The organism is Streptomyces sp. 8L, from assembly GCF_020176795.1.
Classification (GTDB): domain Bacteria; phylum Actinomycetota; class Actinomycetes; order Streptomycetales; family Streptomycetaceae; genus Streptomyces.
On sequence record NZ_JAIUKE010000210.1, the window covers coordinates 1 to 20,950 of the forward strand.

The following is a 20,950-nucleotide window of genomic DNA, read 5'->3' on the forward strand; positions in this document are numbered from 1 at the left end:
CCCCCGGCGTGCTCCCCCGCACGCCCGCCAGGGCGCGCACACCACTTCCCCCGGGCCCGCGCACGCACGGTAGTGTCGGCTGCACAAAGGACTTTCGGGACAGCCGGGGGACTGACATGGCAGAGGCCGGTGTGCGGGTGGCGGCGATCGCCAGCCTGACCCCCCTCGCGGAGCTGGAGCGCGAACCCTTCCTCGTGGACACCCGCAGCCAGCACGCCATGTGCGCGCGCTGGGCCGCGGCACGGGGCTTCGCCGTCACCCGGCAGCTCCTGCTCTACGGTGTGCGGCCGGACCACCCGGGGCTGTGGGTGGACATCGAGGCCGGAGTCGTCGACCTGTTCGTCGCCCCCAACGAACGGGTCCTCGCCCGCGCGTTCACCTCGGCGGAGGCGTTCGCCGCCGCGTGCGCGAGCCGGGGCGTGCTCCTGGAGACGGCGCGGCTCGACGAACCGTCGTACAACGCGGGGATGAAGGCGGGCGTCCACCGCAGGCTCTCCATGCCCACCGCCGGCTACGACGGCCGCTGACCAGCGGGGCCCTCCCGGGCCCTGCCGCTGGTCCGGGCCGGCGCCCGGGCCCGCTGTGTCACCCTGGGGCGGTGCCCGCCCGACCAGCCGCGGGCCGGGACGGAGGAACGGGCCGTGGTGCAGCGAGGCCGATGGCGGACGGCGGGCAGGGCCCTGCTCCGCGTACTCACCGTGTGGGCGGTGTCCACGCTCACCATGCTCGCGCTCGCCGGCCTCCTGCCCGACTTCCGCCTCCAGGCCCCCGACGGCGACAGCGCCACCAGGACGGCTCTGACGGCCGCCTGGGGCGCGGGCGCCTTCGGCCTGCTGAGCGCGCTGGTGTGGCCGCTGCTGGTGCGTGCGTTCCTGCTGGTGCCCGCACTGCTGCTCGGCCTGCTCGTGTTCTTCCTGAACGGGTCGCTGCTGCTGGTCGCCCTGCGGCTGATCCCCGACGGGCGCGGCGACGTCGGTCCCGAGACCGCCGTCGTGGTGGCCGCGGTGATGTCCGCCGTCGCGTCGGCGACCTCCACGGCGCTCGCCGCCGGCGACGAGAGCGCCCACCCGCGCCGCCTCTCCCGCGCCGCGGGGCGCCGGCGCCGCAGGAACGGCGAGGACGGCGGCGCGGGCGGCCCCTCCGGCACGGTCTTCGTCCAGCTCGACGGCGTCGGCCACCAGGTCCTCGTGGAGGCCCTCGCGGCCGGCCTGCTGCCGCACATCGCGGAGCGGCTCGGCGACGAAGGCACCCACCGGCTCACCCGGTGGCGCACAGACTGGTCGAGCCAGACCGGCGCGAGCCAGCTGGCGATCCTGCACGGCACCAACCACGACGTCCCCGCCTTCCGCTGGTACGAGAAGGACTCGGGCCGCACCATCGTCAGCAACCGGCCGGCCAGCGCCGCGGAACTCCAGCGCCGCGCCGTCGGGCGGACCGGCGACGGCGGCCTGCTGACGCTGGACGGCGCGAGCCGCGGCAACCTCTTCAGCGGCGGCGCGGACCAGCTGGCACTCGTGCTGTCGATGGCGGCGCGGCGCGGCAGGTCCAACCGCTCCCGCGCGGGGTACTTCGCGTACTTCAGGGACCCGGCGAACGCGGTCCGCACGGCGGTCTCCTTCGCCGTGGAAGTCGCCCGGGAGATCGCCCAGTCCACCCGCGCCAGGCTGCGCCACGAGAGCCCCAGAGTCGGCCGCGGCGGGCTCTATCCGCTGATCCGCGCCTTCGCGACCGTCGTCGAACGCGACGTGGTGGTCGCCGCCGTGATGGCCGACATCCTCTCCGGCCGCTCGGCGGTCTACGCCGATTTCGTCGCGTACGACGAGGTGGCACACCACTCCGGGCCGCGCAGCCACGACGCGCTGCGGGTCCTCGCGCGGCTCGACCGGTGCGTCGGCGCGATAGCGCGGGCCACCACGTACGCGCCCCGCGCCTACCACCTCGTCCTGCTCTCCGACCACGGCCAGAGTCCCGGCGAGACCTTCGAGGGCGCCTACGGGCTGACGCTGCGTGACCTCGTCAGGGCGGGCTGCGGGCTGCCCGTACCGCGCAGGGCGGAGCGCACCAGGAGCGGCGCCGAGGCGCGCTTCGCCGCCCGGCACGCGGTGCGCGCGGTGCTGCACAGGCCGGTCCACGAGGGCACGACGGAGGAGGGCGCCGCCACCGGCCCGGGGCCCGTGGTCCTGGCCTCCGGCAATCTGGGGCTCGTCTCCTTCCCCGACGTACCGGGGCGCATGACCCGCGAACAGATCGACCGCCGCCACCCGGCGCTGCTGCGCACCCTGGCCCACCACCCGGGGATCGGCTTCCTCCTCGTCGCGCGCGAACAGGGCGGATCGCTGGTGCTCGGGCGGGACGGCGCCGAGGTGCCCGTCGCCGCGCTCGTGGACGGTGCGGGGCCGCTCGCCGGCTTCCCGCCGGGCGCCGCCGCGGCGATCCGCCGTACCGACGGCTTCCCGCACGTGGCCGACATCATGGTCAACTCGATGTACGAGCCCGGGACCGGCCGGGTGCACGCCTTCGAGGAGCAGATCGGGTCGCACGGCGGGCTCGGCGGCGAGCAGTCCCACGCCTTCCTCATGTCGCCGCACGCGCTGTCCCCTGCGGTACCCGGGGGCACCGGCGACGGCGAGAGCGCCGCGGCAGGGGCGCCGGCCGGTGGGGAGGGCGCGGAACTCGTCGGCGCCGAGGAGGTGCACCGGGTACTGCGGCGCTGGCTGCGGGAGTGTGCGGGCCCGCAGGTGCCGCTGCCCGCCGTCCTCCCGGTCGCCTCCGCCATCCCCGGCCAGCGCACCGGCGGTGGCGGGGGAGCGGCGGACGACGGACACGCACCGGCCCCGGAGAGGCCCGGGGATCGCACGGCAGCCGTCGACGCGGACGCCGAGGACGAGACGCGTACGGCGTGAGGGCCCGGGCATCCGGGGCGGTCGCCCGAGGAGAGAACGGCGGCGTCCCGGGGAAGTAATCAGCGGGGAGGGCGTGGGCACGGCGGCCCGCGCCCTCTCCCGTTCTACGGACGGGGCGGCTCGCGTCCTACTCCGGTCGCGTACGGACGTGACGGCCCGCGCTCCCCGCCCGTCGCACGGACGGGGCGGCCCGCGCCGGACCCTGCCCACCCGGTCGCGGGTCCGTGCCGCGCCGACCCTGTTTTGTACGGTGAGCTGTCAAATAGAGTCGTCCCGTCCCCCTCCGTGTGTTTCGGAGTTCGCGGCGCGGGAGAGGGATCACCAGCGTCTCCAGGCCACCACCAGCGGCCGTCTCACCCACCGCACCCGTCCGTCATTCAGGAGTCGTTCCTCATGCACGACGACCGCAGCCTGGTCGAAGCACGCCTGACGCGCGTCCTCAGGGAGCGCATCAGGCCCGCAGTCCACCCCGATTCGATACCCCTCACCGTCGAGATCTGGGCCGCGCCCGGCGAACCCGTGCCGGTGGCCGAAGGCCTCGCGGCGCCGACCGAGCCCATCACACCCGGCACACCGTGGGGCGCCCCCTGGGGCACGAGCTGGTTCAAGGTCAGCGGCACGGTGCCCGCCGCCTGGGCGGGCCGCACCGTCGAGGCCGTGCTCGACCTCGGGTTCACGAAGAACAACCCCGGCTTCCAGTGCGAGGGGCTCGTCTACCGGCCGGACGGCTCGCCGGTGAAGGGCCTGCACCCGCGCAACTCCTACATCCGTGTGGGCAGTCCCGTCCGGGGCGGCGAGGAGGTCCTCTGGCACATCGAGGCCGCCTCCAACCCGGATCTCGAAGACGGTGCCACCCATCCCTTCCAGCCGACCGTCCTCGGCGACAAGCTGACCGCGGGGGACCGCCCGGGATATGTGCTCGGCAGGATGGACCTCGCCGTCCTGGACGAGACCGTCTGGAACCTCGTCCTGGACCTGGAGGTGCTGGGCGAGCTGATGGCGGAACTGCCCGTGGACGGCGCCCGCCGCTGGGAGATCCTGCGGGCCGTGGACCGTGCGCTGGACGCGCTCGACCTCCAGGACGTGAACGGCACCGCGGCCGCCGCCCGGGCCGAACTGGCGGGCGTGCTCGCCGCCCCCGCCGTCCCCGCCGCGCACCGGATCAGCGCGGTCGGGCACGCGCACATCGACTCGGCGTGGCTGTGGCCGCTGCGCGAGACCGTGCGCAAGGTGGCCCGTACGGCGTCGAACATGACGGCTCTGCTGGAGGAGGCGCCGGAGTTCGTCTTCGCCATGTCCCAGGCGCAGCAGTACGCGTGGATCAAGGAGCACCGGCCCGAGGTCTACGCCCGGGTCAAGAAGGCGGTGGCCGAGGGGCGGTTCGTGCCGGCGGGCGGCATGTGGGTGGAGTCCGACACCAACATGCCGGGGTCGGAGGCGATGGCCCGGCAGTTCGTGCACGGGAAGCGGTTCTTCCTGGACGAGTTCGGGGTGGAGAACGACGAGGCGTGGCTGCCCGACACGTTCGGCTTCGCGGCCGGTCTGCCGCAGATCATCAAGGCCGCCGGCTCCAAGTGGCTGCTCACGCAGAAGATCTCGTGGAGCAGGACCAACACGTTTCCGCACCACACCTTCGACTGGGAGGGCATCGACGGAACGCGGATCTTCACGCACTTCCCGCCCGTCGACACCTACAACTGTGCGATGGAGGGCCGCCAGATCGCGCACGCGGCCCGCAACTTCAAGGAGAAGGGCGCCGCGAACGTCTCCCTCGCGCCGACCGGCTTCGGGGACGGCGGTGGCGGTACGACGCGCGAGATGGTGGCCAAGGCCGCCCGGCTGCGCGATCTCGAAGGCTCGGCGAAGGTGAAGTGGGAGAAGCCCGCGGACTTCTTCGCGAAGGCCGAGGCGGAGTACCCGAATCCGCCGGTGTGGGTGGGTGAGCTGTACCTGGAGCTGCACCGGGCGACGCTGACCAGCCAGGCGGGCACGAAGCAGGGCAACCGCAGGAGCGAGCACCTGCTGCGGGAGGCCGAGCTGTGGGCCGCGACGGCCGCGGTACGGGCGGGATTCCCTTACCCGTACGAGGAGTTGGACCGGATCTGGAAGACGGTGCTGCTGCACCAGTTCCACGACATCCTGCCCGGCTCCTCCATCGCCTGGGTGCACCGCGAGGCCCGCGCCACGTACCGGCAGGTCGCCGAGGAGCTGAACGGCATCATCGACGCGGCGCAGCGCGCCCTCGCGGGCGACCCGTCAGGCGGCACCGAGCTGGTGTTCAACGCCGCGCCGCATCCGCGTGGCGGAGTCGCCGCGGGTGCCGCGGCCCCGGCCCCGGCGGACGCGAAGACCGCGCCGGCCCCGCGCGAGGGCGGCGGCTTCGTGCTCGACAACGGCCTGCTGCGGGTGGAGATCGACGCGCGCGGCCTGGTCGTGTCCGTGTACGACGTCGAGGCGGAGCGGGAGTCCGTCGCGCCGGGGCAGGCCGCCAACCTGCTCCAGCTGCACCCCGACTTCCCCAACCAGTGGGACGCCTGGGACGTCGACCGGTTCTACCGCAACACCGGCACGGACCTGACCGCTGTCGACGAACTCACCGCCGACGGCGTGGCGGTGCGGATCGTGCGCGGCTTCGGCGGCTCGCGGGCCACCCAGCGGCTCTCCCTGCCCGCCGGGACCAAGCGGCTCGACATCGAGACGGAGGTCGACTGGCACGAGACGGAGAAGTTCCTCAAGCTGGCCTTCCCGCTCGATGTGAAGGCCGAACGGTACGCGTCGGAGACGCAGTTCGGGCATGTCTACCGGCCGACGCACACCAACACCAGCTGGGAGTGGGCGAAGTTCGAGGCCTGCAACCACCGCTTCGTGCACCTGGAGGAGCCGGGCTGGGGCGTCGCGCTCGTCAACGACTCGACGTACGGCCACGATGTGACCCGTACCGTACGCGCGGACGACGGCGGCACGACCACCACCGTACGTGCGTCCCTGCTGCGCGCACCGCGCTTCCCCGACCCGGAGACCGACCAGGGCGTGCACCGCTTCCACCACGCGCTGGTGCCGGGCGCCGCCATCACCGACGCCGTCCGCGAGGGCTACCGCGTCAACCTGCCCGAACGCCGCCGCACCGGAACGGGTGAAGTCACCCCGCTCGTCGCCGTCGACAACGACGCCGTGGTGGTGAGCGCGGTGAAGTTGGCCGACGACCGCAGCGGTGACCTCGTCGTACGCCTCTACGAGGCGAACGGCGGCCGGGCGCGCGCCACCGTCTCCGTGCCCGGCTGCCCCGTCGCTCAGGTCGTGCGTACGGACCTGCTGGAGCGCCCGCTCGCGGACGCCGAGCGGCCCCCGGTCACGGACGCCGGGGCCGGGCTCGCACTGCGCCCCTTCGAACTGGTGACGCTGCGGCTGACCCGCGGGTGAACCAGGCCCGGAACACACGCGGTTGACCCCTTCGTCAACGTGCCGTCCCGCCCCCGCCGAGTGCCGGGGCGGGGCCCCACGTCGCTTTCGTCCCTTCCGTCCCGAGCCGCTACGCTCTGCTCACCCGATCGACGCGGCGCCGGGCCAACCGCCTGGGAGCGGCCGCGAGAACAGTGGCGGCGCCGAGGCCGGCGGCAGCGGCGCCCGGGTCGGGCCACGAACGTGAGGAGAACGGCCATGAAGATCGGTATCGGACTGCCCAACCAGGTACGCGACGTGCGACCCGAGATCCTCCCGGAATGGGCGCGCAGGGCCGAGCGAGCGGGCTTCTCCGCACTGGGCACGGTCGGCCGCATCTCCTACCCGAGTGTGATGGACACGGTCGCCCTCGCCGCCGCCGCGGGCGCCACGAGCACCGTCGGGCTCATCTCGACGGTCATGATCGCCCCGACCTGGCCCGCCACCCTCCTCGCCAAGGAAGTCGCCTCCATCGACGCCGTCTCCGGCGGGCGGCTCACCCTGGGCCTGGGTCTCGGCCTCAGGGCCGACGACTTCACCGTCGAGGGGCTCGGCCCGACCGGCCTGGGCAAGCGATTCGACCAGGACATCGAGACCTACGAGCGGCTGTGGGACGGCGGCAAGGTCGAAGGCAGCGAGAACCCGGCCGTGCCGGCGTCCACCCGGCGTGTGCCCATGCTGTTCGGCGGCATGGTCCAGGCGTCGTTCGACCGGGCCGCGAGGCACGGCGAGGGATACCTCGCCGCGTCCGTGTCCGCCGAGAGGGCCGGCCTGATGTTCGAGAACGCGCGCAAGACCTGGCGCGCGGCCGGCCGCTCCGGCGAGCCGCGCCTCGTCGCGATCGCGTACTTCGTCTTCGCGGACGTCGACAAGGGCAGGGCAAGCGTGCACGACTACTACAGCCTCGGCGGTGCGCGGATGGCGGACTCGATCGCCGCGGGCGTCAGCGGGGGAGCGGACGCGGTCCGCGCGACCAGGGCGGCCTTCGAGGACATCGGCGCCGACGAGCTGATCTTCAACCCGACGACGGACGACATCGACGAGATCGGGCGGCTCGCCGACACGGTGCTCTGAGCGCGGCTCGGCCCGGCGCGGACCGCGAGCGACCGTACGGCGATCCCGCCTCGGGGCGGGACCGGGCCCCGCCCCGAGGCGGTCCGTCAGCCGCCCGTTGCCCCGCCGGGGGCCGGGCCTCTGGGATCGTCGGAGGCGGCCTGGCGCGCGACGAGGGACAGGAAGTCCCGCTCGTTTCCCGCGATACCGGCGGCGCCCAGCGCCGCGTCCGCCTCGGCCAGCGGGAGCGCGAGCAGCGGTCCCGCGTACGGCAGTTCGTGCCGGTCGCCGAGAACGGCCCGTACGGCGGCCAGCAGGCGCAGATACGCGCGCGCCGCCGTCCGCTCCCCGGCCGCCGCGCCGGCCACCGCCGTCGCTCCCGCGGTCATGTCGCTCATCTCGGGCCCCCTGGTGACGTGAGGATCTGTCGGACCCTCAAGTCTTCACCACGGGTCTGACAACGCCCCGGAGCCGAACGCCGGGCACCGTCCGGACGGCCGTGCCGCACTCCGCGCCGCCGTCAAGGGCCGTGAGCCGATCACCCGTCCACGAGCACGTAGCGGGAGGGCCGGGTCACTCCTGCTCGAGAGGCCCCGGTCGCTCCTCCACAAGAGGGCCCCGGTCACTCCTCCACAAGAGGGCCCCGGTCACTCCTGCACGAGCATGCCGTCCCGCAGCCGGCCGAGGATGCGGTTCAGCAGCCGCGACACGTGCATCTGGGAGACGCCGAGCTCCGCTCCGATCTGCGACTGCGTCATCTCGCCGCCGAAGCGCATCTGCACGATCCGGCGCTCCCGGTCGTCGAGCTTCTCCAGCAGCGGGGCCAGGGCGTGCAGGTTCTCGACCTTCTCCATGTCCGGGTCGTCCTCGCCGATGACATCCGCGAACGTGCGTCCCACGCCCCCGGTCCCGCTGTCGTCGCCGGTGGGCAGGTCGAGCGATCCCGCCGTGTACCCGTTGGTCGCGACCAGACCCTCCACGACCTCGTCCTCGGGCAGGTCGAGCAGCTCCGCCAGCTCGCCGACCGTCGGCTCGCGATCGAGCCGGGTGCCCAGCAGCTCCTTGGCCTTGGCCAGTTCGACCCGCAGCTCCTGGAGCCTGCGCGGCACGTGCACGGCCCAGCTGGTGTCGCGGAAGAACCGCTTGATCTCACCGACGATGTAGGGCACCGCGAAGGAGGTGAACTCGACTTCGCGCGACAGGTCGAACCGGTCGATGGCCTTGATGAGGCCGATCGTGCCGACCTGGAGGATGTCCTCCATCTCGCCGCTGCCGCGGTTGCGGAACCGTCCGGCGGCGAAGCGGACCAGCGACTGGTTCATCTCGATCAGGGTGTTGCGTGCGTACTGGTACTCGTGAGTGCCCTCTTCGAGGACCTGGAGCCGGTCGAAGAAGAGCTTGGAGAGCTCCCGCGCGTTCCGTGGGGCGACCTTGGCCGGGTCGGGTATGAGCGGCAGCCCGGCCGCGGTCCTGGTTTCCTCGCCGGACGCCAGGGGAGTGCTGGTGGCCATGTACCTCACCTCTCAGCAGTGGATCGTCCAGGGGCCCTTCTGCCCAGGGCCCGACAGGTCATGTCACCGCGGCCGGAATCTCTCGATCCGGCACCTGGGGACGGCGCAACGGCACACTCGAAGGACGCCCCGCGTGGGGGAGGGCACACCTGAAGGACCCCTGCGACAAGGACGCCCGCGTCAGACGCTCGCGCCCGCGTGGGACCGCAGGCGCGGCGCGAATGTCGTGTGGAAGACGCCGGCCGCCGCCCCCACGGCCGCCGCCGCGTCGCCCAGGGTCGAGTACGCCACTCGCACCCGGCGGACCCTGCGCGCCATCGGGAAGCGGTTGACCGCAGAGGAGATCTCCGACAGGTACAGCTCCGCCACCTCGGGCGGCACCGCGGGGCCGCCCACGATCAACAGGTCCGTGTCGTAGAGGTCCGTCATGCCGACCGCGCCCCTGGCCACCACCTGTGCCACCTCCCGGATGGCGGCGGCGGCGCGCGGGTCACCGCCCGCGGCCGCCGCGCACACCGCGGCGTGCGCGCCCTCGGCCGGCACCGTGAGCCCCGCGGCTGCCGCCTTCGCGACCACCGCGGACATCGGCGCGCACTCGGGGATCATCTGCGGGCCGCCCTCCGGGGTCAGCCGCCCCAGCGCGTACGCAGTGAGCTCGCCGAACTCGCCCGCGTTGCCCGAAGACCCCCGGAACACATCGCCGTTGAGGAACGCGCCGCTGCCCGCGCCCGCCCCCAGATACAGGTAGACGAAGTCGCCGGAGCTCTCGGCGGCGCCGAGCCACCGCTCGCCCACGGCCGCCGCCGTGGCGTCCTTCTCCAGCAGCACCGGCATGCCGAGCGCCTCGCCCAGCCGTGCCCGCAGCGGCACTTCGCCCCAGCCCTCGAACAGCGGCGGGTCAAGCAGCAGGCCCGCGCCCACGTCCAGCGGGCCCGGCGCCGCGACGCCCGCGCCCAGCAGGTTGTCCGCGAGCGGCCCCACCGCCCTGCTCGCCTCGGCGGCCATCCGCGCCATCCGCTCCACGCACCACGCCGGATCGCTCGGCGCGGTGAGCGGCAGCTGGCGCCGGTCGCGCACGGTCCCGCACAGGTCGACCAGCACCTGCGTGATCATCTCGGGGTCGACGTGGATGCCGATCGCGCACGCCGCGTCGGGACGCAGCCGCAGCGGCACCCGCGGCTTGCCCTTGCCCGCCGAGCGGCGCTCGTCCTCGGTGAGGAACCCGGTGGTGAGCAGGTTGCGCGTGATCCGGGACACCGCCTGCGGGGTGAGCCCCGTCCGGTCCGCTATCTCCACCCGGCTGAGCGTGCCCGCGACCCTGATGGACTCGATGACCAGCTTCTCGTTGAACGAGCCGAGTGCGAGCTGGTCGAAGGCCCGGTGGGCGCTCCTGGACGGGGGCGGCTCCGCCGCGCCGTCGGGTGACCGCTGCCAGCGGAACGGCTCGTCGGCCCGCGCCCCCGCATGCACCCGTGCCGCCTCCGTCAACGAGTCGAGCGCCCCGCGCGCCCGGTGCGGCTGGTGCCGCAGCTCCAACTGTGCCATCACGGACACCGTCGAGGACCAGCCCATCGCCTGGTGTGCCACATGGCGTATCGCGCCCTGCGGCAGCCGTACGGTGCCCGCGTCCTCACCCCACAGTATGACCCGGACGTGCCGGTCGCCCAACGCGCCCGGGGGGAAGGCGGGTTGTCCCGGCGCGGTGGCGAGCGGCGCGTGCGCCGCCCGGAGTTGCGCCTGACGGAGCCCCACGGTCAACGCCGCGTGGCGGAGTTGGCGCTCCTCTCCGGTCGCCGCCACCGTCCGGTGCCGCTCGGGTCGCTCGGGCTCCGCGACGACCACACCGGCGCTGCCGTCCGCGCCGGTCCACGCCGCGAGCAACTCCGGCCGGTGGCAGGCGAGCGGTGGGTCCGTCGGCAGCAGAACGGGCCCCTCACCGCTGGCGGGCCCCGCTGCCCAGCGCTGCCACACCCTGCCCAGCGCGGTGTGTGAGAGCCCCAGATGGTCCGCGAGCGACCGGGCCGACCAGTGGCGCAGTGGCGGGGGCGGCCCCGCGAGGGTCACCGCGACCACGTCCGCCTCGTCGATACGCGGCGGTCTTCCGCTGCGCGGCCGGTGTTCGAGGCCGGCCAGGCCGAGTTCGGCGTAGCGCTGCCGCCATGCCGTCACCGTCGGCCGGGACACACCGAGTTCGCGCGCGCTGCGGGACACCGAGAGGCCGGCGGCGGCGTCCCGCACGATCCTGACCCGGACCGTGCGGTCCTCCCGGCCCTCGGCCCACGCGCCGAGCTCGGCGAGCTCGCGTTCGGTCAATGTGAAGTCGCTCGGCTGTCGCATGACTCCGTCACACATCCGTTGTCAAAGTACTTTCCGGCCGGGTGCGGTCGCCCGTCCCCGGCTCCGTCTGTGCCTGTCCTTGCCTGTCCGTGCCGGTCCTTTCATCCCCACACCGTACGACGACCAGTGAGAACGCGCTTTCTGTGCTCCCATCTCTACACCAGCGACCCCGCAAGGCGACAGTTGCTGTGGGGATTTACCTGTTGGAAGCATTGACGTAAGGCAATCCATTGGATTTACATACTCACGCCGGTCCTGGTGGTGGCCGGAGACGCCCGCATCTCCTCGAAAGGGCTTTCATGACATGACGACCCTCGACCAGCCGGCCGCACGGCCGGACGCGGCGGGTACGCCGCCGGGGAAGGAACGCCGCCGCCTCCCGCGACCGCGGCGCCGGCGGGACAAGGTCCTGTTCTGGTTCCTGATACCGGGCATCGTGGTGCTGCTGCTGTTCCAGTACATCCCGCTGCTCGGCAACGTGATCGCGTTCCAGGACTACCAGCCGTTCATCGGCATCATGCACAGCCGGTGGAGCGGCCTGGACAACTTCGACGTCATCTTCAACGGTGACCAGCAGTTCGTCCACGCGCTGCTCAACACCCTCGAACTGACGCTGATCCAGGTCGTGTTCGTCTTCCCCGCGCCCATCCTGCTGGCCCTCGCGCTGAACAGCCTGGTCAGCGAGCGGATCAAGAAGTGGGTGCAGAACGTCCTGTACCTGCCGCACTTCCTGTCCTGGGTCGTGGTGGTCTCCCTCTTCCAGCAGATGCTGGGCAACGACGGTCTGCTCAACCTCTTCCTGCGCGCCCACGAGATGGGCACCTGGAACATCATCGGCAACCCGGACCTGTTCAAGACCCTGCTGACCTCCCAGGTGATCTGGAAGGACACGGGCTGGGGCACCATCCTCTTCCTCGCCGCGCTCTCCCGCGTCGACAACGACCTCTACGAGGCCGCAGCCGCGGACGGGGCCAGCAGGCTGCGGCAGACCTGGCACGTCACCCTGCCCGCCCTGCGCGGTCTGGTGATCCTGCTGCTCATCCTCCGCCTCGGCGACGCGCTGAGCGTCGGCTTCGAACAGATCCTGCTGCAACAGAACGGTGTGGGCCTGGACAGCAGCCAGGTGCTCGACACCTACGTCTACAACAACGGCCTCATCGGCGGCCAGTGGGGCGTCAGCGCGGCGGTGGGCCTGGTCAAGGGCATCGTCGGGGTCGCGCTCGTGCTGGGTGCGAACAAGGTCGCCCATATCTTCGGCGAAGAAGGTGTCTACCGGTCATGACCACGCTGTCGCCCACGCATCCGGTACGCCGCAGGCCCCGGCGCTCCTACAGCGCCATCCCCGGCGAGACGCCCGGCTCGCCGCCGTGGCGCGCGTTCAAGTCGCTCATCCTGCTGATCTGCGTCGTCCTGGTCCTGCTGCCCTTCCTCGCGATCATCTCCACCTCACTCGCCGACCCCAACCAGGTGAACAAGTCGGGCGGTTACGTCCTGTGGCCCGACCACGCCACCTTCGCCTCGTACAGCGCCCTGCTCTCCGGCGGCCTGGTGTCGAAGGCGATGCTCGTCAGCGTCGGTGTGACGGTGGTCGGGACCGCGCTCAGCCTGGTGTGTTCGATCTCGCTGGCCTACGGGCTCAGCCGCCCCGGCTCGTTCGGACACAAGCCCGTCCTCCTGATGCTGCTGATGACGATGCTGTTCGCGCCCGGTGTCATCCCCAGCTACCTGATGATCAAACAGCTGCATCTGATCAACAGCTACTGGTCGTTGATCCTGCCCACCATGATCAACGCGTTCAACGTGATCGTCCTGCGGTCCTTCTTCATGAACATCCCGCACGAACTCGTCGACGCGGCCCGCATCGACGGCGCGTCCGAGATGTCCATCCTCACCAGGATCGTGCTGCCGCTGTCGAAGGCGTCCGTCGCCGTCATCGGCCTCTTCTACGCCGTGACGTACTGGAACGCGTTCTTCAACGCGCTCCTCTACATCAACGACGCCTCCAAATGGCCGATGCAGATGGTCCTGCGGACCTACGTCGTCAACAACTCGGCGCTCAGCGCAGGGCAGGTCAACACGGCGGCGGGCGCGCCGATCCCGCCGACGCAGTCCCTGCAGGCCGCGATCCTGGTGCTGTCCATCGTGCCCATCGTGATCATCTACCCCTTCCTGCAACGGCACATGAACAAGGGCGTGATGGTCGGGGCGGTCAAGGGATGACCCCGATCAGGGCGCAGCGGGCCGCGGGCCCCCGCCACGCATGTCCGGTACGTCACGAGAGGCACGAGAGGAGACTGCCGTGAACCCGAGCCTCAGCCGCCGGGGCTTCCTCGCCTCAGCGACCGGCGTGGCCGCCGGCCTCACCCTGGCGGGCTGCGGGGACGGCGGCCCGAGCGTCCCCCAGTCGGCCAACGCCAAGGTGCGGCTGCCCACGTACATCCCGTACAAGGGTGTGCCCACCTCGATGCCGAGCTCGAAGGAGGGCATCACACCGGGGTACCTGCACTACCCGGCCGAGCCGGTGAAGGCGCTGCCCGACGGGCCGCCCGCCAAGGGCCCGGCCATCGACATCATGACGCTGATCTTCAACCCGGTGCCGCCGCCGGCCAGTCGCAACGCCATGTGGGACCGGCTCAACAAGAGCGTCGGCACCGACCTGAACTTCCAGATCACACCGGTCGGCGACTACCCCAACAAGTTCGCCGTCACCATCGCGGGCGGGGACCTGCCCGACGCCATGCTGATGCTGCTCCAGAGCGCGGTGGAGCGCCCGCAGATGCTCAACGCCCTGTTCCAGGACCTCTCCGAGCACCTCTCGGGCGACAACATCCGCGACTACCCGTACCTCGCGAACATCCCCACCAAGTCCTGGGCGCCCACGGTCGCCAACGGCGGCATCTACGCGCTGCCCATGCCGCGCATGCTCTCCGGCGGCCCCACCTACACACGGCTCGACCTGTTCAAGGCGAAGGGCCTCGACCCCAACCCGACGAGCTGGAAGGAGCTCAAGCAGCTCTGCAAGGACATCACCGACCCCAAGAAGAACCAGTACGCGTTCGGTGACCCCATCACCACGTTCAACACGGTGATGCAGATGCTCGGCGGCCCCAACCAGTGGCGCGAGGAGAACGGCACGTTCACCTGGTGGCTGGAGACCGAGGAGGCCAAGCGGTCCCTGGACGCGGTGCACCAGCTGACGAAGGCCGGCTACCTGCACCCCGACGCCTACAGCGTGGTCGGCAAGTTCAAGGACTGGTTCGGCGGCGGGCAGATCGCGATGAACCCCGACGCCCCCGCCGCCTGGAACGACTACTACACGACGTACGGTCCCGCGACCAAGGGCTTCGAGATCGGCTACATGATGGCGCCCGGCTGGGACGGCGGCCCCGGCACCCAGTGGGAGGGCGCCGCCAACTACGCCGTGCTCATCATCAAGAAGGCCCCCAAGGAGCGCATCAAGCAGATCCTGCGCGCCATGAACGCGCTCGCCGCGCCGTTCGGCACGGACCAGTACCTGCTGCGCAAGTACGGAGTGGCGGGCCCCGACCACACCCTGAAGGGCTCCGACCCGATCCTGACCCCGCAGGGCCAGTCCGAGGTCAACCTGCCGACGATCTTCGCCACCGACGCGCCGCAGGTCCTGTACTACCCGGCCAAGCCGGAGATCGTACCGACCCAGTACGCGTTCCAGAAGAAGGCGATCCCCATCCTGGTGCCCAACCCGGCCGAGCCGCTGTACTCGCCGACCGACGGGCAGAAGTCCGGCCTGCTCGCCACCGTCATGGACGACCAGCGCAAGGGCATCATGCAGGGGCGGACGCCGCTTCGCGAGTGGGACGGCATCATCAAGAACTGGCGCAAGGAAGCGGGCAACCAGATCCGCGCCGAGTACGAACAAGCCTGGGAGGACGCCCACTCATGACCCGGACCCCCGCCGCGGACCGCGCCCACTGGGAGCGGACGGCAGACCGGCTGCTGCTCTCCGTACGCCCGTACGCGACCGAGCACCACGCGCTCGTGAACCTGCCCGGCGTGCCGAGCGCCAGCGGCGTGTGGAGCGACGGACTCGAAGGGTTCGCCCGCACGTTCCTGCTGGCCGGATTCCGGCTGCGCGGGGCCGACGGCGCGGACCCGCACGGGATCGCCGAGTGGTACGCGGCGGGGCTCGCCGCAGGCACCGACCCGGCGAGCCCGGAACGCTGGCCCACCTTCGCCGAGTGCAACCAGGCCAAGGTGGAGGCCGCCTCGATCGCGCTCGCCCTGCACGAGACGCGGCCCTGGATCTGGGACCGGCTCACCGACCCGGTCAGGCAGCGCGTGCTGGACTGGCTCGGCCTGATGGTCGGCACCGACATGCCGGGCAACAACTGGGTCTGGTTCCAGGGTGTGACCGAGGCGTTCGCCCGTACCACGGGCGGCAGTTGGCGCCAGGAGGACCTGGACCGCACCATCGCGCTCACCGACGAGTGGTACGCGGGGGAGGGGTGGTACTCCGACGGGCTCACCGGTGGGCGGCACCGCAACTTCGACCACTACAACGGCTGGGCCATGCACCTGTACCCGCTGTGGTTCTGCCGCATCCTCGGCGACGCGGCGCCCGCCGGGCTGCTGGACCGCTACCGCGACCGGCTGCGCCGCTTCCTCGCCGACCAGCGGCTGCTGATCGGCGGCAACGGATCGCCGCTGATCCAGGGCCGCTCACTGACCTACCGGTTCGCGGCGCTCGCCCCGGTGTGGGCCGGTGCGCTCTTCGACGCCACCCCGCTGCCGCCCGGCGAGACACGGGCGCTGGCGAGCCGTGCGCTCGACCACTTCACGGACCACGGCGCGATCGACGAGCGGGGGCTGCTCACCCTGGGCTGGCACCGGCCCTTCCGCGGTGTGCTCCAGGTCTACTCCGGCCCCGCCTCCCCCTACTGGGCGAGCAAGGGCATGATCGGCCTCGCACTGCCGCCGGCCCACCCCGTGTGGACCGCCGACGAGACCCCGCTCGCCGTGGAGCGCGAGGACGCCGTCCGGACCCTGACCGGGCCCGGCTGGCTGCTGTCCACGACCGCCTCCGACGGCGTCGTACGCGTCGTCAACCACGGCGGCGACCACGCCGACCCGGCCCGGCCGTTCAGCGACGACCCCTGCTACGCGCGGTTCGCCTACGCGACGCACGCGGCGCCCGAGACGCCCGCCGACCCGACGGTCGCCCGCCCGGCCGGCGACGTGCCGGGACCCGTCGACAACTCCGTCACCCTGCTCGACGCCGCGGGCCGCCCGTCCCACCGCCGCCCGCTCGTCCGGCTCTCGGTCGACGGGGCGAGCGCGGTCTCGCGCAGCCGTGCGCACTGGCCCGCCGACGGAACCTGGGACCCCTTCGGCGGTCCGCCCACCGACCATGCCGAAGGCCCCTGGATCACCGTCGGGTCCGCTCTGCGCGGGTCGGTGGAGGTACGGGTGGTACGCGTCGACCCGGCGCCCGGCGACCCGGCCGTCCCCGAGTGGCCGCTGCGGGTGGGCGGTTGGGCGCTCGCCGTCGACCCGGCCGCGGCCGGGCCCGAGGAGGGCACCCCGGTCCCGGACGGCGCGTCCGCCACCGCGCGCGTCGCCGGCCGGGACGGCCTCGTGTCCCTGCTGACCGGCGTGCGCGGGCTGCCGAACGCCGGCGTGGTGTCCGGCCGGGACGCCAACGCGCTCGGCGCGGCCTCCGCCACCCCTGTCCTGGGCAGCGAGGGCCCCGTCGCCTACGGCACCGTCTACGCCGCCCTCGTCCACCTCGGCGGTGGCGACCCGGCCCCGGACGCGCTGCCGGCCGTCACCACCCGCGCGGAAGGGGCCGCCCTCGTCGCCGAGGTGGCCTGGCCCGGCGGCGCCCGCGACACCGTCCGCCTGCCCGACCCGGCCGAGGCCGGTACCGACGCCGACGTACCCCGAAGGAATCCGCACCGTGCATGACGACCGCCGGATCATCGAAGCCCGCATCAGCAAACTCCTCGACCGCACCGTCCGCCCTGCCCTGTACAGCGCGGCGCGCCCGCTCACACTGGACGCCTGGCATGTCGACGGCGAGCCCGTCCCGGTCGCCGACGCACTCGCCGCGTCCTACGAACCGTTCGCGCTCGGCTCCACCTGGGGCGGCCCCTGGTCCACGACCTGGCTGAGGGCGACCGCCGAGATCCCCGCCGAGTGGACGGGCCGCCGCGTCGAGGCCGTCTTCGACCTCGGCTTCGACCTGACGAAGGGGCCCGGCGGCCAGGCGGAAGGGCTCGTGCACGACGGGTTCGGCTCCCCGCTCCAGGGCCTGCACCCCTACAGCCGCAGTGTGCTGCTGGCGAGCGCGGCCACCGGCGGCGAGAGCGTCAGCCTCCTGGTGGAACTGGCCGCCAACCCGCCCATCACCGGCAGCGCGGGCATCAACACCCACTACGGGTCGCGCGAGACGGCGGGCGAGACACACCTCTACCAGGTGCGGCAGGCCGAGATCGCCGTCCGCGAGGAGGACGTCTGGCAACTCGTCCACGACATCGAGGTGCTGGACGAGCTGATGCGCGGGCTCCCCGAGGGCTCCTCGCGCCGCCACGAGATCCTGCACGCCCTGCGCCGCGCCGCCGACGCCGTCGACCCCGCCGACGTCACGGGTACCGCGGGCGCGGCACGCGACCGGCTCGCCGGCGTACTGGCCCGGCCCGCGCACGCCTCCGCGCACACCATCACCGCCGTCGGCCACGCCCACATCGACTCCGCGTGGCTGTGGCCCGTGCGCGAGACCGTGCGCAAGTGCGCCCGCACCTTCACCAACATGACGACCCTCGCGCAGGAGTACCCGGAGCTCGTCTTCGCCTGCTCCTCCGCGCAGCAGTACGCGTGGATGAAGGAGCAGCGCCCGGAGATCTTCGCCCGCATGCAGAAGGCCGCGGCCGCGGGCAACTGGGTGCCGGTCGGCGGCATGTGGGTCGAGGCGGACGGCAACCTGCCGGGCGGCGAGGCGCTCGCCCGCCAACTGGTGTACGGGCGGCGGTTCTTCGCCGAGGAGTTCGGCATCGAGCAGGACGGGGTGTGGCTGCCCGACTCGTTCGGCTACACCGCCGCCTACCCGCAGCTCGCCAAGCTGGCCGGCGCGAAGTGGTTCCTCACCCAGAAGCTGTCCTGGAACGAGACGAACAAGCTGCCCCACCACACCTTCGACTGGGAGGGGATCGACGGCACCCGGATCTTCACCCACTTCCCGCCCGTCGACACCTACAACGCGGAACTCACCGCCCGCGAACTCGCCCACGCCGAGGAGAACTTCAAGGACAAGGGCGTCGCGACCCGCTCGCTCGCGCCGTTCGGCTTCGGCGACGGCGGCGGCGGCCCCACCCGCTCCATGCTGGAGAGGGCGCGCAGGCTGCGCGACCTCGAAGGCTCCCCGAAGGTCGAGGTCGCCCGCCCCGCCGAGTTCTTCGCCGCGGCCCGCGCCGAGTACCAGGACGCGCCGGTGTGGCGCGGCGAGCTGTACCTGGAGAACCACCGCGGCACCTACACCAGCCAGGCCCGCACCAAGCGCGGCAACCGCCGCAGCGAGGCGCTGCTGCGCGAGGCCGAGCTGTGGGCGGCCACCGCCGCCGTGCGGGCGGGCGCGCCCTACCCGTACGAGCGAATCGAATCGGTGTGGCGCCGGGTCCTGCTCAACCAGTTCCACGACATCCTCCCCGGCTCCTCCATCGCCTGGGTGCACCAGCAGGCCGAGCAGGTGTACGGAGAGGTGCGCGCCGAGCTCGAAGACGTGATCGCGGACGCCGCGCGCCACCTCGCGGGCGCCCCCGCCCTGCTCAACGCCGGTCCCTACGCGCGCCGCGAGGTGGCCATCGTTACCGGGAGCGCGGGCCTCCCCGGCGCGCAGCCGCTGACCGGCGGTCGGGTCGCGGTCCTCGCCGACGTGCCCGCGCTGGGCAGCGGCGGCACGGCCGGGACGCCGTCCGCACCCGTCACCGCGCACGCGGAGGACGGCGGGTTCGTCCTCGGCAACGGCCTGCTGACCGTCGTCGTCGACCGGCGCGGCCTGCTCACCTCCGTGCACGACCACACCGCGGACCGCGAGGCCATCGCCCCGGGTGCGGCGGGCAACCTGCTCCAGCTGCACCCCGACGACCCCAACCTGTGGTCCGCGTGGAACATCGACACGTACTACCGCGACACCGTCAGGGACCTGGACGAGGCCGACACGGTGACCCTCGTGGAGGAGGGTCCGCTGCTCGCCGTCGTCCGGGTGGAGCGCACCTTCGGCGCCTCGACCCTGGTGCAGCACCTCGAACTGGCCGCCGAGAGCAAGCAGGTGACCGTCCGCACCGACATCGACTGGCAGGAGCGCGACACCGTGCTCAAGGCCGCCTGGCCGCTCGACGTGCACGCGGAACGCGAGAGCGCCGAGATCCAGTTCGGCCATGTGCAGCGGCCCACCCACGAGAACACCAGCTGGGACGCGGCCCGTTTCGAACTGTGGGCGCACCGCTGGGTCCATGTCGGGGAGCGGCACTGGGGCGCCGCCGTGCTGAACGACTCCACGTACGGGCACGACATCGGCCGCGACACCCGGCCGGACGGCGGCACCACCACGACCGTCCGGCTCTCCCTGCTGCGTGCCCCGCACAGCCCGGACCCGGAGGCCGACCGGGGCCGGCACAGCTTCAGCTACGCGCTGGTCGCGGGCGCGGGCGTCGAGGAGGCGATCGCCGGGGGCTACGCGCTGAACCTGCCGCTGCGGCCCGCAGAGGCGGCGGCCGAGGCGCTCGTCTCGCTCGACACCGAGGATGTGGTGGTGGAGTCGGTGAAGCTGGCCGACGACCGCAGCGGCGATGTGGTGGTACGGCTCTACGAGGCCTGCGGCGGCGCCGTCGCGGCCACCCTCACGGCGGGCTTCCCGCTGGCCGGGGTGTACGACTGCGACCTGCTGGAGCACCCCGAGCGGGAACTCACCCCCGTCGCCGAGGGGGCCAGGGCCGCGGCACTCCGCTTCCGCCCGTTCCAGATCCGCACCCTGCGGCTGCGTCCGGCCGGTTCCGCCCCGAAGGACCGTGTGGAACAAGCCGGTTGACCGGCGCCGCGGCCGTCCGCCCCCGCGCCCGCTCCCCGTTCTCCGCGATCCGCGATCCGGTCCGCGATGTGACGGCCCGGGCGGGCGGGACCGGGCCTACTTCGCGGCGTGGCCTGCGGCCGTCGCCTCGACCCTGCGAGCCAGCTCGATGTCCTTCTCGGTGACGGCGCCGCCCGCGTCGTGCGTGTTCACGGTGAGCGAGACGGAGTGGTAGCCGAGGGTGAGCTGCGAGTGGTGGTTCAGCTCCTCCTGGAGCTGAGCGATGTGCACGACCATCGCGGCGGCCGCGAAGTGCGAGGCGAGCTGGTACGTGCGGGTGATTCCGCCGTCCGTCAGGGCCCAGCCGGGCAGCCGGCCGAGCCGCTCCTCCACCACGTCCCGTGCGAGTGCTTCCGCCGCCATGGCGCTCTCCCCTCGTCCGTGATCTGGCTCTCTTCCACCGTACGCGCCGGCAGCACGTCGGGGGCGTCCCGGAGCGTGCGCGCGCTCCGGGACGGGCCCGTACGGTGTGGTGCGGTGGCCCGGGGGGGGGGGCCCCGGGCCCGGGGGGGGGGGGCGCGGGGGGGGGGGGGGCCCCGCCCCCCCCCCCGGCCCCCCCCCGGGCCCGGGGCCGGGGGGGGGGGGGCCGCCCCGCGCCCCCCCCCAAA

The 20,950-nt window shown here is 72.8% G+C and carries 13 protein-coding genes; 9 read left to right on the forward strand and 4 right to left on the reverse strand.

Annotated elements, in window-relative coordinates; translation table 11 throughout:
* The first annotated feature begins 116 nt into the window (after positions 1 to 116).
* The 4 genes from LCE31_RS18815 to LCE31_RS18830 all read left to right on the forward strand — a co-directional run bounded on the left by LCE31_RS18815 (position 117) and on the right by LCE31_RS18830 (position 7,415).
* Positions 117 to 527, forward strand: a complete 411-nt coding sequence (locus tag LCE31_RS18815; RefSeq protein ID WP_225015650.1) for a hypothetical protein — start codon at positions 117 to 119, stop codon at positions 525 to 527.
* Between the two features lie 117 nt (positions 528 to 644).
* Positions 645 to 2,903: a phage holin family protein gene (locus tag LCE31_RS18820; RefSeq protein WP_225015675.1), complete on the forward strand. Its 2,259-nt coding sequence runs from the start codon at positions 645 to 647 to the stop codon at positions 2,901 to 2,903.
* 393 nt (positions 2,904 to 3,296) lie between these two features.
* Positions 3,297 to 6,323 (forward strand): alpha-mannosidase, encoded by a 3,027-nt coding sequence (locus tag LCE31_RS18825; protein WP_225015652.1) that lies wholly within the window; start codon positions 3,297 to 3,299, stop codon positions 6,321 to 6,323.
* Positions 6,324 to 6,560: 237 nt separating this feature from the next.
* The gene (locus LCE31_RS18830) at positions 6,561 to 7,415 is read left to right on the forward strand and encodes an LLM class flavin-dependent oxidoreductase (RefSeq protein WP_225015654.1); all 855 of its coding nucleotides are present in this window, start codon (positions 6,561 to 6,563) and stop codon (positions 7,413 to 7,415) included.
* A gap of 86 nt (positions 7,416 to 7,501) precedes the next feature.
* On the opposite strand, the gene LCE31_RS18835 is transcribed toward LCE31_RS18830, so the two are convergent.
* The 3 genes from LCE31_RS18835 to LCE31_RS18845 form a co-directional block, all read right to left on the reverse strand.
* Entirely contained in the window at positions 7,502 to 7,792 is a 291-nt protein-coding gene (locus LCE31_RS18835; protein WP_225015656.1) for a hypothetical protein, read from the reverse strand.
* A gap of 249 nt (positions 7,793 to 8,041) precedes the next feature.
* Entirely contained in the window at positions 8,042 to 8,905 is an 864-nt protein-coding gene (locus LCE31_RS18840) for an RNA polymerase sigma factor SigF (protein ID WP_225015658.1), read from the reverse strand.
* A gap of 180 nt (positions 8,906 to 9,085) precedes the next feature.
* The gene (locus tag LCE31_RS18845) at positions 9,086 to 11,242 is read right to left on the reverse strand and encodes an ROK family protein (protein WP_225015661.1); all 2,157 of its coding nucleotides are present in this window, start codon (positions 11,240 to 11,242) and stop codon (positions 9,086 to 9,088) included.
* 304 nt (positions 11,243 to 11,546) lie between these two features.
* Between LCE31_RS18845 and LCE31_RS18850 the strand changes: the two genes are divergently transcribed.
* The 5 genes from LCE31_RS18850 to LCE31_RS18870 all read left to right on the forward strand — a co-directional run bounded on the left by LCE31_RS18850 (position 11,547) and on the right by LCE31_RS18870 (position 20,303).
* Positions 11,547 to 12,524, forward strand: a complete 978-nt coding sequence (locus LCE31_RS18850) for an ABC transporter permease (protein ID WP_225015663.1) — start codon at positions 11,547 to 11,549, stop codon at positions 12,522 to 12,524.
* Positions 12,521 to 13,462, forward strand: a complete 942-nt coding sequence (locus LCE31_RS18855; RefSeq protein WP_225015665.1) for a carbohydrate ABC transporter permease — start codon at positions 12,521 to 12,523, stop codon at positions 13,460 to 13,462. The genes LCE31_RS18850 and LCE31_RS18855 overlap by 4 nt, the downstream gene beginning before the upstream one ends.
* Before the next feature lie 79 nt (positions 13,463 to 13,541).
* Positions 13,542 to 15,164, forward strand: coding sequence for a substrate-binding domain-containing protein (locus tag LCE31_RS18860; RefSeq protein ID WP_225015668.1), 1,623 nt, complete (start codon positions 13,542 to 13,544; stop codon positions 15,162 to 15,164).
* The gene (locus tag LCE31_RS18865; RefSeq protein ID WP_225015670.1) at positions 15,161 to 17,185 is read left to right on the forward strand and encodes a DUF2264 domain-containing protein; all 2,025 of its coding nucleotides are present in this window, start codon (positions 15,161 to 15,163) and stop codon (positions 17,183 to 17,185) included. Before LCE31_RS18860 ends, LCE31_RS18865 begins: the two co-directional genes overlap by 4 nt.
* The gene (locus LCE31_RS18870) at positions 17,178 to 20,303 is read left to right on the forward strand and encodes an alpha-mannosidase (RefSeq protein ID WP_225015672.1); all 3,126 of its coding nucleotides are present in this window, start codon (positions 17,178 to 17,180) and stop codon (positions 20,301 to 20,303) included. The genes LCE31_RS18865 and LCE31_RS18870 overlap by 8 nt, the downstream gene beginning before the upstream one ends.
* 96 nt (positions 20,304 to 20,399) lie before the next feature.
* Here the strand turns inward: LCE31_RS18870 and LCE31_RS18875 are convergent, their stop codons facing one another.
* Positions 20,400 to 20,705: a 4a-hydroxytetrahydrobiopterin dehydratase gene (locus LCE31_RS18875; RefSeq protein WP_225015674.1), complete on the reverse strand. Its 306-nt coding sequence runs from the start codon at positions 20,703 to 20,705 to the stop codon at positions 20,400 to 20,402.
* Positions 20,706 to 20,950 lie beyond the last annotated feature (245 nt).

What these genes read in the sequence shown, in the direction of transcription:
- LCE31_RS18855 (WP_225015665.1), top strand. Translation starts at nt 12,521, where the DNA reads ATGACCACGCTGTCGCCCACGCATCCGGTACGCCGCAGGCCCCGGCGC.
- LCE31_RS18830 (WP_225015654.1), top strand. Translation starts at nt 6,561, where the DNA reads ATGAAGATCGGTATCGGACTGCCCAACCAGGTACGCGACGTGCGACCC.
- LCE31_RS18835 (WP_225015656.1), bottom strand. Translation starts at nt 7,792, where the DNA reads ATGAGCGACATGACCGCGGGAGCGACGGCGGTGGCCGGCGCGGCGGCC.
- LCE31_RS18850 (WP_225015663.1), top strand. Translation starts at nt 11,547, where the DNA reads ATGACGACCCTCGACCAGCCGGCCGCACGGCCGGACGCGGCGGGTACG.
- LCE31_RS18840 (WP_225015658.1), bottom strand. Translation starts at nt 8,905, where the DNA reads ATGGCCACCAGCACTCCCCTGGCGTCCGGCGAGGAAACCAGGACCGCG.
- LCE31_RS18865 (WP_225015670.1), top strand. Translation starts at nt 15,161, where the DNA reads ATGACCCGGACCCCCGCCGCGGACCGCGCCCACTGGGAGCGGACGGCA.
- LCE31_RS18825 (WP_225015652.1), top strand. Translation starts at nt 3,297, where the DNA reads ATGCACGACGACCGCAGCCTGGTCGAAGCACGCCTGACGCGCGTCCTC.
- LCE31_RS18815 (WP_225015650.1), top strand. Translation starts at nt 117, where the DNA reads ATGGCAGAGGCCGGTGTGCGGGTGGCGGCGATCGCCAGCCTGACCCCC.
- LCE31_RS18875 (WP_225015674.1), bottom strand. Translation starts at nt 20,705, where the DNA reads ATGGCGGCGGAAGCACTCGCACGGGACGTGGTGGAGGAGCGGCTCGGC.
- LCE31_RS18845 (WP_225015661.1), bottom strand. Translation starts at nt 11,242, where the DNA reads ATGCGACAGCCGAGCGACTTCACATTGACCGAACGCGAGCTCGCCGAG.